14 protein-coding genes are annotated in these 14,934 nt (G+C 64.5%); 10 read left to right on the top strand and 4 right to left on the bottom strand.

Annotated elements, in window-relative coordinates; genetic code table 11:
* The first annotated feature begins 14 nt into the window (after positions 1-14).
* The 10 genes from DCO45_RS00515 to DCO45_RS00470 all read left to right on the top strand — a co-directional run bounded on the left by DCO45_RS00515 (position 15) and on the right by DCO45_RS00470 (position 10,800).
* A complete protein-coding gene (locus DCO45_RS00515; protein ID WP_207788031.1) occupies positions 15-341 on the top strand; it encodes a hypothetical protein in 327 nt (108 codons plus the stop codon).
* Complete coding sequence (locus DCO45_RS00510; RefSeq protein WP_116924021.1) at positions 338-1,291, top strand: CorA family divalent cation transporter; 954 nt, start codon at positions 338-340, stop codon at positions 1,289-1,291. Before DCO45_RS00515 ends, DCO45_RS00510 begins: the two co-directional genes overlap by 4 nt.
* Entirely contained in the window at positions 1,288-2,196 is a 909-nt protein-coding gene (locus DCO45_RS00505) for a CorA family divalent cation transporter (protein ID WP_116924020.1), read from the top strand. Before DCO45_RS00510 ends, DCO45_RS00505 begins: the two co-directional genes overlap by 4 nt.
* A gap of 152 nt (positions 2,197-2,348) precedes the next feature.
* On the top strand, positions 2,349-3,542 hold the full coding sequence (locus tag DCO45_RS00500) for a porin (RefSeq protein ID WP_165841086.1): 1,194 nt from the start codon (positions 2,349-2,351) through the stop codon (positions 3,540-3,542).
* A gap of 89 nt (positions 3,543-3,631) precedes the next feature.
* Positions 3,632-4,705, top strand: coding sequence for an ATP-binding protein (locus DCO45_RS00495; RefSeq protein ID WP_116924457.1), 1,074 nt, complete (start codon positions 3,632-3,634; stop codon positions 4,703-4,705).
* Positions 4,702-5,310, top strand: a complete 609-nt coding sequence (locus DCO45_RS00490) for a response regulator transcription factor (protein ID WP_116924018.1) — start codon at positions 4,702-4,704, stop codon at positions 5,308-5,310. Before DCO45_RS00495 ends, DCO45_RS00490 begins: the two co-directional genes overlap by 4 nt.
* Before the next feature lie 375 nt (positions 5,311-5,685).
* Positions 5,686-7,794 (top strand): iron uptake transporter permease EfeU, encoded by a 2,109-nt coding sequence (gene efeU, locus DCO45_RS00485; RefSeq protein WP_116924017.1) that lies wholly within the window; start codon positions 5,686-5,688, stop codon positions 7,792-7,794.
* 45 nt (positions 7,795-7,839) lie between these two features.
* Positions 7,840-9,183, top strand: coding sequence for an iron uptake transporter deferrochelatase/peroxidase subunit (efeB, locus tag DCO45_RS00480; RefSeq protein WP_116924016.1), 1,344 nt, complete (start codon positions 7,840-7,842; stop codon positions 9,181-9,183).
* A 140-nt stretch (positions 9,184-9,323) separates the two neighbouring features.
* Entirely contained in the window at positions 9,324-10,163 is an 840-nt protein-coding gene (efeO, locus tag DCO45_RS00475) for an iron uptake system protein EfeO (protein WP_198424321.1), read from the top strand.
* A gap of 130 nt (positions 10,164-10,293) precedes the next feature.
* Positions 10,294-10,800, top strand: a complete 507-nt coding sequence (locus DCO45_RS00470; RefSeq protein ID WP_116924014.1) for a DUF6882 domain-containing protein — start codon at positions 10,294-10,296, stop codon at positions 10,798-10,800.
* A 31-nt stretch (positions 10,801-10,831) separates the two neighbouring features.
* Here the strand turns inward: DCO45_RS00470 and DCO45_RS00465 are convergent, their stop codons facing one another.
* The 4 genes from DCO45_RS00465 to DCO45_RS00450 form a co-directional block, all read right to left on the bottom strand.
* Positions 10,832-11,188 carry a VOC family protein gene (locus DCO45_RS00465; RefSeq protein WP_243419197.1) on the bottom strand — a complete coding sequence of 119 codons (357 nt, stop codon included), beginning with the start codon at positions 11,186-11,188 and terminating at the stop codon, positions 10,832-10,834.
* 407 nt (positions 11,189-11,595) lie between these two features.
* Entirely contained in the window at positions 11,596-12,549 is a 954-nt protein-coding gene (locus DCO45_RS00460) for a tripartite tricarboxylate transporter substrate binding protein (RefSeq protein WP_243419219.1), read from the bottom strand.
* Positions 12,550-12,656: 107 nt separating this feature from the next.
* Positions 12,657-13,862 carry a CaiB/BaiF CoA-transferase family protein gene (locus DCO45_RS00455; RefSeq protein WP_116924011.1) on the bottom strand — a complete coding sequence of 402 codons (1,206 nt, stop codon included), beginning with the start codon at positions 13,860-13,862 and terminating at the stop codon, positions 12,657-12,659.
* A 58-nt stretch (positions 13,863-13,920) separates the two neighbouring features.
* Complete coding sequence (locus DCO45_RS00450) at positions 13,921-14,874, bottom strand: hydroxymethylglutaryl-CoA lyase (RefSeq protein WP_116924010.1); 954 nt, start codon at positions 14,872-14,874, stop codon at positions 13,921-13,923.
* Between the last annotated feature and the right edge of the window lie 60 nt (positions 14,875-14,934).

The following is a 14,934-nucleotide window of genomic DNA, read 5'->3' as shown; positions in this document are numbered from 1 at the left end:
CTGGAGTATTTCTGATGCCGCCAACGACTGACAAAATCAGCTTTAGCTACACCACGCTCAACCGCCAACTCGAAGGCCTGGTGTGGAATGCCGACCTGAGCTTGCAAGATGCTAGCCAGGCCGCATCGCAGCGCCGCCAGGCGATCAACGAGGCACGTGCCAGCCGCCCGCGTACCGCGCAGATTGAGCGCGAAATCATGATCGCGGTGATCGTGCTGTATGCACTCATCCTGGGCAGCTTTGCCGCGCTGCATCTGTATGGGGGCTATGTGCTGGACCAGCAGGACAGGGCCAACCAAGCCGCTGAACCCGCGCCGACCGCCAGTGAGGTGCAGCGATGAGCGAGGCACGTATCCACTGCCACGCGGCCGGTGGCCTCATAGACGCCCGCCTGGCCCAGGCCGGCTGGCTGCGCCTCAACGCCCAGCAGGGCGAGTCGCTGGCGGCTGCGCAGCGTCTGCATAGGCTCAACCTGTCCTGGGAGCGCGGCCGGGCGGCAACGCAGGAAGGTGACTTTATCGTCATCCCTGTGGAGCTGGTCCTGCTCCAGGACGAGGCGTTCCGGGAGACGGTCGTGCTTTTTGCGCTCGGCAAGGAGCGGCTCATCAGCGTGGAGCAGGGCCCGCGCATGCATGCCCTGGACCAGGCTGGCGAGCAACTGCTCGCGTCCATGGGCGATGGCTGCGCCCTCGACCCCTGCACAGCGATGTTCTGCATGCTCGACGCACTCAACGACGCGGCCCATGCCAGCTTGCGCGATATCGCCGCGCGCCTGGACGAGCGCAGCGATGCCGTGGCCGCGGCCAGCGGCGGGTTTGACACCGCCAAGCGCCAGGCAGGGGTGGCGGATATCGCCAGCACCGCCATGGCACTGGGTGAGGCCGAGGAGCTGGTGGCCAAGGCGGTTGAGGGGCAGTTGATGCTGGCGCGTGCGGGCCGTTGGCTGCGGCGCGCGGCAGGCGATGCACACTGGGGGCCGCGCTTGCCGGTGCTGCTGTCGGACATCCACAGCCTGCGGCGCTATGCCCGGTTTCAGCATGACAAGATCCGCAACCTGCAGCAGTCACTGATGACGACCCTCGATATCAAGCAGAACCAGGTGATCAAGGTGTTCACCGTGGTCACCGCTGTTTTCACACCTCCCACCCTGGTCGCTGCGTTTTACGGGCAGAACTTTGCCTACATGCCCGAGCTGGCGCTGCCTTGGGGGGAGTGGATGGTCATGGGGCTGACAGGCCTGTTCGCGCTGGTGCCGCTGGCCTACATCAAACGCAAGGGGTGGATGCGATGACGTGGGATCAAACCTTGTCTCTATGGACGCGCCTGCATGCCGCCAGCCCCCAGGCGCTCGATGACCTGGGCAGGCGCCATGGCATCGACCTGCTGCCAACAACCGCGCAGCGCCAATGGGGTGCGGGTGCTGCGATGCGCATCCGATGCGCGCGCGTGCAAGACGGGAGGGTGCTGGTGGCCGATCTGCTGTGGCACCAGGCTGCGGATGCGCAGGCGCTCTACACGGTCGAGACAGGCTACCGCATGCTGCGCCCGGGTCAGGCGCTCGAGCGCTTCAAGGCGCAGGGCTTGCCAGCGGGCAGCGCGCATGCCGTCGCGCTGGTGCTGCTGCACCAGTTGCTGGGCCAGACCGGTCTGGTGCTGGACGGCATCGACAAGGGGCTGGCGACCTCGATGCGCTCGCTGCGGAGCTTCCAGTTGACGGTGGGCACGCCCGGCACCCGGGGTGCCCAAGACCTGACCGATGTAGACAGCCATCTGTCCATGCTCCACCGGCCGCTGTCGGTGGTTGTGCAGGCGCTCGATGACCTGGCCCAGGCAGCCATGCAGCTGCGCCGCGGTGCTTGGCAGGGATCACAGCTGCAGAGCATTCATGTGGATGCGCTGCTGGCCGAGATCGAGGGCGTACAGCGGCGGGCTCGCTGCATGCTCGATCGCCAGCGCTTCCACCGCCGTGCGGCCGAGGAGACGGTGGCAATGAGCGACCTGAATGTGACCAAGGTATTCAGTGTGCTCTGGGCGGCCTTTATTCCGGGTACGGCCCTGATCAACTGGTATGGCCAGAATTTTCGGGTGATGCCCGAGCTGTCCTGGCAGGGCTCGCTCTGGATGCAGTTGCTCGCCGTATTGGTGCTCACCGCCATCCCTGTCTGGATGGTCAAGCACTCGGGCACATTGCGATGACAGCACCAAGTCCATTGCATCGGTTGTTTTTGCGCCATTGCCTCACCCGCCGTTTGCCCTTTATCTTTCACCTGCCCCTTTTTCAGCAGCCAGGCCGCTGCGCCTGTCGCAGGATGCGACAGCGCCCTGGCCGCGCCATGACCGAGCCCGCTATGTCGCCATTGTTTTTTCCCAGGGTCGCCTTGCGCTCGGCCCCGCCCCGGCAGCCATCCGTCCGCCGGGCTTGGGCCCGTACGCTGTCCGGCGGTGCAGCCGCACTGGCCGCCGCAGCCGCAATGCCAGCCCTGGCGCAGACCAGCCTGCGCCTGTATGGCACGGTCGATGCCGCCATCGGCTGGACCCGGGTGAGCGGGGCGCCAACGCAAAAGAACCTGCTGAGTGGCGGCCAGTCCGATTCGCTCTGGGGCCTGCAGGGCCGTGAGGCACTGGGTAGCAGCAGCTACGCCGCCTTTGCGCTGGAAGGCGGCCTGGATGCCGCCCACGGCGCGCCCGATGACCCGACAAGGCCATTCAACTACCAGTCCTGGGTGGGGGTGGGCAATGCGAGCCTGGGCGAGCTGCGCCTGGGGCGCCAGTACACCGTGGGCCAGGCCTTTGTCAGCGCGATCGAGGTGGGGGCCTGGCGCGACTTTGGCGTGGGTGCCTTGTTGCGGGCCTCGGACAACTACCAGGTGTCCCAGCAGATCAGCTGGCGCAGCCCGCAGTGGGGCGGTGTACAGCTGGGCGCCAGTTACAGCTTTGATGCGGGTGACGCGCCAGCCGCAGGCACGACGGGCAGCGCCACCCACAAGCTCTACAGTTTGGCACTGCGCTATGAGGACGGCCCCTGGCTGCTGGCTGCGAGCTGGGAGCAGGCCAATGCCGTCCTTTTGCACGCTGGCTTGGCTGGCCGGCACCCCAGCGCCGCGCAACTGGGTGCCAGCTACAACTTTGGTGTGGCACGCCTGGCGGCGGGCTGGAGCCGCCAGCGCAATGGCTTTGTCGGGCGCAATGGCGGCGATGGTTCGGCGGATTTGCAGGCGGCCGGGCTCAAGGGGCTGGGGCCGATCGAGTTCATCGATGGCGGCCGCCTGGACGCGCTCTATCTGGGTGTGTCCATTCCTCTGAACCACGGCGAGCTGCAAGCACAGTGGTCCCAGGCGCGGCCCAACTGGGATTGGCAGGACAGCGGTGCGCGCGCGAAAACCAGCCAGGTGATGTCGTTGGGCTATATCCACCCGCTGTCGCTGCGCACCAGTGTCTATGCCTTTGTTGCCCATGGGCGTGCCTATGCACTGGATGCGGCCGTGGATGCCAGCCAGACCACCGTGAGCCGGGTGGCTTTTGGACTGAACACCCGTTTTTGATGTGGGGGGCCTTTGGTCCCACGTTGCCGTTGACGTGGTAGCCTTTTGCGATCCCTGCAACCCAGCGCCGCTTTGTGTGCGTGTTTCTGATGACGACCCCGTTCCTGCCACCCCAACTCTGGCGCCGCCCAGGCCTGCACGTCATGGCGATGCTGCTCGCGCTGGTGCTGCTGTTTCTGATCGACACGGCGACCCGTTACGAAGTGGCGGTGTCGGTGTTCTACACCGTGGTCATTGTGGCGATGGCCCATGTGCTGGCCTTGCGGGGGCTCATGGTGCTCACCGGCAGCTGCATTGCGCTGACTTGGCTGAGCTTTTTCATCACCCGCTATGGCGACCTGCGCGCAGGCCAGATCAATATGCTGATCAGCACGGTGGCCATTCTGATCACGGGCTACCTGGCCTGCAGGGCGGAATTGGCGCGCGCGGCCGCCCATGAGGCCCAGGCCAGGCTCTTGCGCATCTCGCGCATCCACAGCCTGGAGGGCTTGGCCACCTCGATTGCGCATGAGCTCAACCAGCCGTTGGCAGCGATCGTGACCAGCGGCCATGCCTGCCAGCGCTGGATGGAGCAAGACCCGCCCAACCTGGACAAGGCCCGGCAGGCGCTCTTGCGCATTCTGGGCGATGCCGACCGGGCCAGCGCCATCATTGGCCGGGTGCGCAAGCTCAGCAAGGGCGAACCCGCCAGCCCCAGGCCCTTTGTCTTCAACGCCGCCGTGCGCGAAGTGCTGGCGCTGTCCCAGGCGGAGATACAGCGACTGGACATCGCGATGCGTGCCGATCTGGCCGCTGGGCTTCCCCTGGCGCTGGCCGATCCGGTGCAGGTCCAGCAGGTCATCGCCAATCTGGTGCTCAATGCGATGGAGGCCACGGCCTTGGTGGATATAGCGCGCCGCACCATCCTGGTGGAATCGCTGCAGCTGCAGGACAAGCTGGTGTTTCGGGTATCGGATGGCGGCCCGGGCCTGCCCGCTGGTGCGCAGGAGCAGGTGTTTGAACCTTTCTGGACCACCAAGCATGAGGGCATTGGCGTGGGGCTGAGCATCAGCCGCAGCATTGTCGAGAGCAATGGTGGCCATATCTGGGCGGAGCCCCATGTACAGGGTGGGGCGGTGTTTGCATTCAGCGTGCCGGTGGCGCCGCAGGAGGGCCCGGCATGACGGAAGCTGCGATGGTCTATGTGGTCGATGACGACCACTCGGTGCGCGCCGCGCTGGAGGATCTGCTCGCCTCTGTCGGCTTGCCGGTGCGCTCCTTCGCCTCTGCGGCCGAATTTTTGGCGCATCCGCCCGCTGATGCGCCCGCCTGCCTGGTGCTCGATGTGCGCATGCCCGGGCAAAGCGGCATGGAGTTCCAGCGCCAGATGCAGAGCCTGGGCCTGCTGCTGCCCGTGGTCTTCATCACCGGACACGGCGATATTGCGATGGGCGTCAAGGCCATCAAGCAGGGCGCCATCGACTTTCTGGCCAAACCTTTTCGGGACCAGGATCTGCTCGATGCCATCCACCACGGCATTGCGCAAGACCGCGCCCGGCGCCTGCAGGATGCGGACCGGGCCGAGAGCCATGGCCGCTGGCAGGCGCTCTCCGAAGGCGAGCGCGACGTGGTGCGGCTGGTGGTGCAGGGCCTGCTCAACAAGCAGATTGCGCACCAGCTGCAGCTGAGTGAAGTGACAGTGAAAGTGCGGCGTAGCAATGCGATGCGCAAGCTGCAGCTGAGCTCAGTGGCCGATCTGGTGCGCCTGACTGAAAAGCTGGGCGTCTAGCTGCTGGCCAGGACCCCAGTGCGGTGCGGGAGAGGAGCCGAGGCTGAAGCCAGCCTTACGCCATGATGGCGGCATGGGTGTTTCTTGGATGACCGATGCTATCTAATTGATAGCTTCAAAGCCATGTGCGCGATGATAAGATATGCGTTTTTGCTTGTAAATGCTGTGCCCGCATGTAGGCGGCCTTCGGTTGCGCTGACTGCGACGGCGGTTTGGTCTTAACATGCTGCACCTGCCTTTGTTGCATCGCCGCATTGTCTGCCTGCGGCTGGCCGTGGGCCGTTCGGCGCGGTTGGGCATTTATCGACAGAACTGAGAAAGATCAGCAGGCGGCGCGGCCCTTGGCATGCGCCCCCGGCTTGAGCAACACATTACATGCTGGTTCCATTTTTGATTATGTTGCGCGAGGGCATCGAGGCCGCGCTGATCGTTGGCATCATTGCCAGTTTCCTGCGCCACACGGGCCGCGCCCGCCTGATGCCCGCCGTCTGGGCCGGGGTGTTTCTTGCGCTGGGCCTGTCGCTGTTTGTCGGCGCTGGGCTGCAGTGGATGGCGGCCGAGTTTCCGCAAAAGCAGCAGGAGCTGTTTGAAGGCCTGGTCGGTTTTATCGCCGTGGGCATGCTGACGGGCATGGTGTTCTGGATGCGCAAGGCCTCGCGCTCGATCAAGGGCGAGTTGCAGGCCTCGGTCGACAAGGCGCTAAGCACCTCGGGCAGTGCCAGCTGGGCGCTGATCGGCATGGTCTTTCTGGCCGTGGCACGCGAAGGGGTGGAATCGGTCTTCTTCTTGCTCGCCATCTTCCAGCAAAGCTCGGGCTGGAGTGCCGCTGCCGGCGCGTTCCTCGGCGTGGCGCTGTCGGTGCTGCTGGGCATTGGACTCTACAAAGGCGGTGTGCGCATCAATCTGCGCCAGTTCTTCCGCTACACCGGCGTCTTTATCTTGGTGGTCGCGGCTGGCCTGCTGGCTGGCGCGGTGCGCCGCCTGCATGAGGCCGGTGTCTGGAACCAGCTGCAGCAAGTCGTGTTCGACAGCAGTGGTGTTTTGCCCGAGGACAGCCCGCTGGGCGTGATTCTGGGCGGCCTGCTGGGCTATATGCATGCGCCGGTCGTCGGCGAAGTGCTGGCCTGGGCGCTGTACCTGGCCGTGACCTTGGTGATGTTTTTCTGGCCGGTCAAGGTGGCGCCTGCTGTGGCCGACGTGCCTGCCGCATCCACCCCCGCCGCTGCACCGACCCCCGTGCCCGCTGCCGAGCCTGCGCCCCGGCTGGGCCCGGTGGTGCTGGGCAGTGTGGTCGTGTTCCTGCTGGGTGCTGCTGCCTTCTGGCAGGCGTCGACCGCGCCGCATGCCAGCGGCGCTGCTGCGGGTAGCTCCACCTCGGCCGATGGCGTGCCGGTGGTGACCATTGAAATCAACCAGGGCACCTGCACCCCCAATGCGGTGACGGTGCCGGCCGGCAAGGTGATCTTCCGCATCGTCAACCAATCGCAGCGCGCGCTGGAGTGGGAGATTCTGGACGGCGTGATGGTGCTCGAAGAGCGCGAGAACATTCTGCCGGGAATGACGCAGCAGCTGAGCGCGCGCCTGGTGCCTGGCAACTACGAGATGACCTGCGGGCTGCTCAATGCTGCGCGCGGCAGCCTGACGGTGACGACCTCGGACGCCTTCAAGGCCGAGGCGGCCAAGCCGCCGGTGACCGCCTTCCTGGGCGCACTGGCCGAGTACCAGGTCTATATGCTGACCGAGACGGCCAGCCTGCAAGAGATGGTCGATGCGCTGCAGCAGCGCCTGGCCCACCCGCTGGACGCCGGTGCGATGCCGCAAGACGGCTACCCCGCCGATGCACAGCAGCTGGCTGCGCTGGGGCGTGGCCAGTACCAAAAGCTGGCACCGCTGGCGGTGCAGTATGGTGATTTGAATGGCCGCATCGATGCGCGTGCCGCAGACTTTGCGCTGCGCGACAAGGACCCGGCCTTTGTGGGCCTGCAGCGCATTGCTGCTGGCCTGCAAGCGGGTGAGGCGGCAGACCAGCTGCTGCCGCTGGCCACCAGCTTGCAGACGGATGTGCAGCAACTGGCCCAGCGCCTGGGTGATGCAGCTCTGCAACCCCAGTCGATTGCCGCCGCTGCGGCCAAGGCGCTGGAGCGTGCCTCCACCTTGATTCCTGGCGAGGCGACCACGCCCGAGCAGGGCCTGGCCGTGCTGCAGTTTGTCTACGGCAGCTGGGCTGCGGCCAACAAGGCCCAGCAAGTGCTGGGCCCCGTGCTGGCCAATGCCAACCCGGGCCTGAACCAGCAGCTGCAAGACAGCCTGGCCAAGCTGCGCCAGCGCATGCAAGAGCTGGGCGTGCCCGCCGATGACAGCCAAGTGGCCGACACAGCCGGCACCGCGCTGAACCCGGTGCAGTGCCAGAACCTGGCCCAGGCGCTCTACCAGGCATCGCAAAGCATGGCCAAGGTCAATGCAGCGCTGGGCTTGCAGCCCTGAACTTTCCGCCTTCTATTTCTACAAATAACACACAGAAAGCACCACATGTCTTTGTTCAAGAACAGGAACGCGTCTCAATCCGCAGCTCCGGGCAGCACCGACCCCGCCAGGCGGCGCTGGCTGGGGGAAGCCGCTGGCGTCATGGGCGCCGGTGTGCTGGCGGGCATGCCTGCACGCCAGGCGCTGGCTGCGGAAGACGCCTCGCCCGGCAACACCCAGGTGGCCGATGCGCCGCATACCAGTGTGTCGCAGCAGCGCGTGCCGTTCTACGGCAAGCACCAGGCCGGTATTGTCACGCCCCGGCCGCTGGCCGGCATGTTGGTCAGCTTTGATGTGCTAGCCAGCAACCAGGCGGAGCTCGAGCGCCTGTTCAAAACCCTGACCGAGCGCATCCACTTTCTGACCCAGGGCGGCGCGCAACCAGTGCTCGATCCCAAGCTGCCGCCGGCCGGCTCGGGCATTTTGGGCCCGGTGGTGCAGCCCGATGCACTGACGGTGACCGTCGGCGTGGGCCACAGCCTGTTTGATAGCCGCTTTGGTCTGAAGAACCAGTGCCCCAAGCGCCTGACCCCCATGCAGCAGCACCCCAATGACGCGCTGCAGGCCGCGCTCTGCCATGGCGATCTGTCGATCCAGTTCTGCGCCAACACGCCCGATACCAATATCCATGCGCTGCGCGACATCATCAAGAACCTGCCCGATCTGCTGATGGTGCGCTGGAAGCAGGAGGGCTCGGTGCCGCCGATCCCCGCCGCCGTGGGCCAGCCCGCTGAGAGCGCGCGCAACTTTCTGGGCTTCCGTGATGGCTCGGCCAACCCGCAGTCCGATGACGACGCGATGATGCGCCGCATTGTCTGGGTGCAGCCCGAGTCGGACGAGCCCGCCTGGGCCGCTGGTGGCAGCTACCAGGCCGTGCGCATCATCCGCAACTTTGTCGAGCGCTGGGACCGCACGCCGCTGGGCGAGCAAGAGGCCATCATGGGCCGTGACAAGGACAGCGGTGCGCCGCTGGATGCGCGCAAGAAGACCGAGCACGACACGCCCGACTATGCGGCCGACCCCGAAGGCAGGAAGACGCCGATGGATGCGCATATCCGCCTGGCCAACCCACGCAACCACGGCAGCGAGGCCAACCTGATCCTGCGCCGCCCCTTCAACTACTCCAATGGCGTGACCAAGTCGGGCCAGCTGGAGATGGGCCTGCTGTTCATCTGCTACCAGGCCGATCTGGAAAAGGGCTTTGTCACGGTGCAAAAGCGGCTCGACGGCGAGCCGCTCGAAGAATACATCAAGCCCATTGGCGGCGGCTTTTTCTATGTGCTGCCGGGCGTGGCCGACGCCCATGACTGGCTGGGACGCGGCCTGCTGGCCGCTGCCGCCAAGGCCTGATCTCGTTTCCTAACCAGCCACTGGTGTCTGTACTGCAAGGCCTGGGCGCGTCCATCTTCATGAAGGACGCCAGCCTGGGTCTGGCATTGGGATGCTGGAAGCCAAAAATTATCAATCTAACAGTATCTAGGAGTTCTCGTATGTCCATGCGTCGCCAATTCTTGCAAGGCCTGCTGCTGGCCGGCAGTGCCAGCGTCATTCCCCTGTCCAGCTGGGCAGCAGACGGCGTGTCTGCGCTGGAGCTGGTCAAGCCGCTGGCCGAGTACAAGCTGTACGTCAACACCAACCTGCGCGAGCTGGTCAAGGGTGTGCAGGCCTTTACCGATGCGGTCAAGGCCGGCAAGGTCGAAGAAGCCAAGAAGATGTACGCCACCGTGCGTCGCCCTTATGAGCGCATCGAGCCTATCGCCGAGCTGTTTGCCGATCTGGACAAGAGCATGGACTCGCGCGCCGATGACCATGAAAAAGCCGAGAAGGACCCGGGCTTCACCGGCTTCCACCGCATCGAGTACGGCCTGTGGGTCGAGAAGAGCACCAAGGGCCTGACCCCCTTTGCCGACAAGCTGCTGGCCGACGCCAAGGAGCTGCAAAAGCGCGTGAGCGGCCTGACCTTCCCGCCTGAAAAGGTCGTGGGCGGCGCAGCCGTGCTGATGGAAGAGGTGGCTGCCACCAAGATCTCGGGTGAAGAAGAGCGCTACAGCCACACCGACCTGGACGACTTCCAGGCCAATTTTGAAGGTGCGGACAAGATTTTTGAACTGCTGCGCCCCCTGGTCGAGAAAAAGGACAAGGCCTTTGTCGAGAAGACCGCATCGAACTTCAAGACCGTGTTCGACATCTTGGCCAAGTACCGCAAGCCCGATGGCAGCTTTGAGCTGTACACCAAGCTGAATGAGGCCGACCGCAAGATCTTGGCCGGCCGCGTGAACACGCTGGCCGAAGACCTGTCCAAGCTGCGCGGCATGCTTGGCCTGAACTGATAGCGCCCTCAGCTTGCTGAACGATGGACCGCACCTGTGCAAGGGGCGGTTTTTTTAGGGCCGACGCGGTTGCTGACCAGCAGGCCCGGATTGGCCGACAATGGCGGCTGCATTTTGAACCGCTAGCGCTATGAACGACACCACCACCAGCCCCAAAGGGGGCGAGACCGACTGGGCCGCCTGGAGCCGCGAAGCCGTCGAGACCATGATGGCCCGCAATACCGAGTGGCCCCGCCAGTTTGGCCTGCACAGCGCGCCGCACTACCACTGGGATCTGCAAAGCGCCAGCCTGGTGCTGCAGGCGCCCTTGCATGAGGTGCAGGGCACCGTCTGCCTGGTGGGTACCAGCAGCGAGAGCGAAGGCAGCTTTGTGTGGAGCTGGGCCAATGCCAATATCCCCGCCCAGCATGGCCAGGCCTTGGAGGTCGTCCACGACTTTGGCCGCGAGCACCAGCTGGCCTTGCTGACAACCGCAAGCATCCCCGGCGGCCGGCCCGAGGCAACCGAGTGCCTCTGCATTGCCGCCCGGCTGCAGCGCGCCATTGGCACCTTTATCGACCAGCAAGGCGATATCACGCTGTACTTCAGCATCCTGCATCTGCAGGTGGTGCAGAACCCGGACCAGGCGCTGCAGTAAAGGCTCGTCGCCCGCAGCTTGCCGCCCGCAGCTAGCTAGCTGCTCGGCAATGCAAGCCCAGGCTGCAACCAAAGGGGTCCAGCAGCATGGCCGCTGTGGCCCCCAGGCTGGTCGTCATCGGCCCCCGGTAGAGCCGCGCGCCATGGGCCTGCAGGCGCTCGATAGCAGCGCCCAGATCAGCCACCTCCCAGTACACCGTCGTGCCGCCCACCCCGCCCGGGCATTTGCCATCGGCGGGATGAAAGCCGATCAACAGCCCCGGGCCCTGCACAAAGGCATAGTGCGCGTTCTCGTGCTGCACCTCTGTGCCCAAGAGCTGGGCATACCAGGCCGCTGCGGCATCGATATCGGCGACAAACAGCACGACGGAGTCCAGTTTTTTGAACAAGGCTATTCTTTGCTTTGAGGGGGAGGTGGTGGGCTGCGCGATTGTGGCATGGCGCAGCGGGGCGTGAGCTTCGGTGCAGTACATCCGCGGTGTTTGCTTCATACAAACACTCATTCAGCCTAAGGCAGATATTGTGTTGCATTGACCGGCTGAATTCACAACCCGTTGCAGCGGGACGCTTCACAAAGCTGAACTACAGCAGCGCAGCGATTGCCGTCCTCGCTTTCGTCATCTGAGTCCGAATGATTCAAAATGAATCCGATCCATCAAATGCCGGGGCCAAACACCTAGGGCAGCGGTGGCGATCCAAGGTTTCATAGTAGCAACTCCGTGCGAAAAGACAGTCTCAAAAGCGTAGAGCAGTCTGAATCTGCCTTTTGTTGGAGGAGTTCGATCCATCTGCGGTCTCAATCCATTTTGACTTGCGCGGCTTTCACCGCCGCCTGCATGCGCAGCTTTTCGCTCGCCATAAAACGGGTCGCCACATCCGGCGGGGTGAGCTGGATTTCGTAGCCCTGGGCGATTAGCGCTTCGCGGGCTTCTGGGGAGGCAATGCCTTGGACAAAGCCTTGGTAGAGGCGGTCCATTTCGGCCTTGGGTACACCCGCTGGGGCAATGGCGGCGATCCAGCCGTCCAGCTCGTACTGCGGCAGGCCTTGTTCGGCAATGGTGGGCACATCGGGCAGGCTGGCGCTGCGTTTGGCGCTGGTGATGCCAATGGCGCGCAGGTTCCCGGCCTTGATGTGGGCCATGGCGGGTGCGACCGCCACCACCCCCAGCTGCACCTGGCCGCTGAGCAAGTCATTCATCAGCTGGCCCATGCCCTTGTAGGGGATGTGGGGCACATCGATCTGTGCCTGCTCGACAAACATGGCAGCGCCCAAATGCAGGATGGTGCCATTGCCCGATGAGCCGTAATTGAGGGTGCCGGGATGGGCCTTGGCGTGGGCAATCAGCTCCTGCACAGTACGTGCGGGCACCTTGGGGTTGGCCACCAGCACAAAGGGCGTGGTGCCGATGATGGTGATGGGCGCGATGTCCTTGATCGAATCAAAGGGAATGTTTTTGTACAGGCTGGGGTTGACGACGTGGTTGTTGCTGACGATGCCGATGGTGTCCCCATCTTTGGATGCCCGCACAATCTGCGCCGTGCCGGTGATGCCGCCTGCGCCAGGCAGGTTCTCAATCACCAGGGTCTGGCCCAGGGCTTTGCTGATGGGCGTGCTGATGGCGCGAATGGCGCCGTCGGCCCCCGAGCCCGCCGATAGCGGCAAGATGACGCGCAGCGCTTTGTCGTGCCCTGCCGGCTTGGTTTGCGCCAGCGCGGGCAAGGCGCCACTAGTGAAGCTGGCCAGCGCCATGGCCAGTACGGTGCGGCGGGTGAATGGGCGGGTGGGGTGCATGTTTGTCTCCTGATTGCGGCTTTTCGCCTGTCTATAAAGGATTTTATGCTCTTATATTAGTAGCATTATGCAGCTGCCTGGGCGGCCTGCATGGCGCTGATCTGCGCGGCGTCGTAGCCCAGGCTGGCCAGCAACTCGGCGGTGTGCTCGCCCAGACGCGGCGGGTTTTGGCGTACGGTCAGGCGCTCGCCCGCCATGCGCAGCGGCAGCAACGTGGTCTGTGCGGTTTGGCCGGCGCGTTCGCCGTCGGTCAGCGTTACCTCTGCCAAACCGCCGGAGGCCTGCAGGTGTGGGTCGTCCAGCAGTTGTTCTGGCTTACTGATGGGGGCGTAGGGCAGAGCGTTGTCTTCAAATATTTTGGCGACCTGTGCGACATCCATGCGGGCCAGGCGCGCGCGCAGATCGGCGAGCAGGGCCGAGCGCTCGCGTACGCGTTCGTTGTTGGTGGTGTAGCGCGGGTTGGCCAGTAGATCGGCCCAGCCAAAGGCCTGGCACATGGTGCGCCACTGGGCATCGCTCACGGCGGCCAAAAAGATCTGCTCGCCGTCTTGGACGGTGAACACGTCGTACACTGACCAGGCCGAGATGCGGTTGGGCATGGGCTCGGCCGCCTCGCCCGTCACGGCAAACTGCATCATGTGCTGGCCGACGAGGAAGACGTTGTTCTCGAACAGCGCCGAGTCAATCTCTTGCCCCTTGCCGGTTTGGGCGCGCTGCATCAGCGCTGCCATGGCGCCGATCGCGCCAAACATGCCGCCCATGATGTCGTTCACGCTGGTGCCCGCGCGCAGCGGGTCGCCGGGACGGCCCGTCATGTAGGCCAGGCCCCCCATCATCTGCACGACCTCGTCCAGCGCTGTGCGGTGCTCGTACGGCCCGGGCAAAAAGCCAGTGTGGTTCACATAGATCAGGCGCTCGTTCAGCTTGGACAGCGCGGCATAATCCAGGCCGTACTTGGTCATCACGCCGGGCTTGAAGTTTTGCGCCACTACATCGGCCGTGCTGGCCAGGCGTATGGCCGCTTCCAGTCCCTGGGGCTGGCGCAGGTCCAGCGCAATGCTTTTTTTGTTGCGATTGAACATGGGGAAAAAGCCGGCGCCCGCACCCAGCAAGTAACGCGTGCGGTCACCCTCGACAGGTTCGACCTTGATGACTTCGGCCCCCAGGTCGGCTAGCACCATGCCGCAGGTGGGGCCCATGACCATGTGGGTGAATTCGACCACGCGGATACCGGCGAGGGGGAGCGATGGAGAGGGAGATGGAGTACTCATATTTTAATAGCTACTAGCGCGCATGGGGTGAGCGTCAGCGGTTGATTTGGTCTAAAACTTAAGGGCAAATGGCGGTAGAGGCCTGGGGTGCTGCAATCACCCCCGCTTGCCACAGGCTGCCGTGCAGCCGCTCGTTGGGCAGCCAGGCGTGCATGCGTTGGCGCAGCTGCAGAAGGGCGGGAACATCCAGACCCGAATCAATGCCCATGCGCTGCAGCATATAGGCCAGGTCTTCGGTGGTCACATTTCCACTGGCACCCGGTGCATGCGGGCAGCCGCCAATGCCGCCCAGGCAGGCGTCAAAGTGGGTGATGCCGGTTTGCCAGGCCGCATAGGCGTTGGCCAGACCCATGCCGCGGGTGTCGTGAAAATGGGCGGTGCGCAGCCGGTCGCCCACCAGGTTCCGGGCTTTTTCAAACAAACGGCGCACGCTGTCGGGGTCGGCATAGCCCACGGTATCGGCCAGGCTCACATGGTCGGCGCCTGCGTCCAGCAAGGCCTGCATCAGGCGCAGCACCTCGCTTTCGGCCACATCGCCTTGCAGCGTGCAGCCAAAGGCCGTACCCACGCCGCCTTCAATGTGGGCGCGGCTGCCCGCTGCGTCGCGCACTGCGCGGATGCGGGCGACTTCCGCCACGACATCGTCAGGTGTTTTGCGCAGGTTGGCCAGGCTGTGCGCATGGCTGGCCGACAACGGCACGACCATGGACTGCGCGCCCGCTGCCAAGGCGCGCTCGGCGCCTTTGAGGTTGGGTACCAGGACAGAGGCGAGCAAGCCGGGTTTGCTGCAGGCATGGGCGAGAACGGCTTCGGTATCGGCCAGCTGGGGCAGCAGGTGCGCGGGCACCATCGATCCCACCTCCATCTCCCGCATACCGGCGTCGTAGGCGGCGTCAATCCAGGCGCATTTGTCGGCGGTGCTGACGATGCTGGCCAGGCTTTGCAGGCCATCGCGCAGGCCAACTTCGCGAATGCTGGCGCGCCGTGTAGCAAGGGTTGAGGTGGCGGTCATCGTGTCTCCTGGCTTTTGTCGTTGGCTCTGATTTTAGATTTTCCAAAGCATCAGCAATAA

The sequence above is a fragment of the Comamonas sp. JNW genome (assembly GCF_003105075.1).
Lineage (GTDB): Bacteria > Pseudomonadota > Gammaproteobacteria > Burkholderiales > Burkholderiaceae_C > Comamonas > Comamonas squillarum.
The sequence above is the reverse complement of the archived record's forward strand: the minus strand, read 5'-3'. Positions and strand labels throughout refer to the sequence as shown.

Excerpts from the sequence above, each read along its gene's own strand:
- DCO45_RS00505 (WP_116924020.1), top strand. The coding sequence starts at position 1,288 with ATGACGTGGGATCAAACCTTGTCTCTATGGACGCGCCTGCATGCCGCC.
- DCO45_RS00460 (WP_243419219.1), bottom strand. The coding sequence starts at position 12,549 with ATGGCGCTGGCCAGCTTCACTAGTGGCGCCTTGCCCGCGCTGGCGCAA.
- DCO45_RS00510 (WP_116924021.1), top strand. The coding sequence starts at position 338 with ATGAGCGAGGCACGTATCCACTGCCACGCGGCCGGTGGCCTCATAGAC.
- efeO (WP_198424321.1), top strand. The coding sequence starts at position 9,324 with ATGTCCATGCGTCGCCAATTCTTGCAAGGCCTGCTGCTGGCCGGCAGT.
- DCO45_RS00470 (WP_116924014.1), top strand. The coding sequence starts at position 10,294 with ATGAACGACACCACCACCAGCCCCAAAGGGGGCGAGACCGACTGGGCC.
- efeU (WP_116924017.1), top strand. The coding sequence starts at position 5,686 with ATGCTGGTTCCATTTTTGATTATGTTGCGCGAGGGCATCGAGGCCGCG.
- DCO45_RS00490 (WP_116924018.1), top strand. The coding sequence starts at position 4,702 with ATGACGGAAGCTGCGATGGTCTATGTGGTCGATGACGACCACTCGGTG.
- DCO45_RS00495 (WP_116924457.1), top strand. The coding sequence starts at position 3,632 with ATGACGACCCCGTTCCTGCCACCCCAACTCTGGCGCCGCCCAGGCCTG.
- efeB (WP_116924016.1), top strand. The coding sequence starts at position 7,840 with ATGTCTTTGTTCAAGAACAGGAACGCGTCTCAATCCGCAGCTCCGGGC.
- DCO45_RS00515 (WP_207788031.1), top strand. The coding sequence starts at position 15 with ATGCCGCCAACGACTGACAAAATCAGCTTTAGCTACACCACGCTCAAC.
- DCO45_RS00450 (WP_116924010.1), bottom strand. The coding sequence starts at position 14,874 with ATGACCGCCACCTCAACCCTTGCTACACGGCGCGCCAGCATTCGCGAA.
- DCO45_RS00500 (WP_165841086.1), top strand. The coding sequence starts at position 2,349 with ATGTCGCCATTGTTTTTTCCCAGGGTCGCCTTGCGCTCGGCCCCGCCC.
- DCO45_RS00455 (WP_116924011.1), bottom strand. The coding sequence starts at position 13,862 with ATGAGTACTCCATCTCCCTCTCCATCGCTCCCCCTCGCCGGTATCCGC.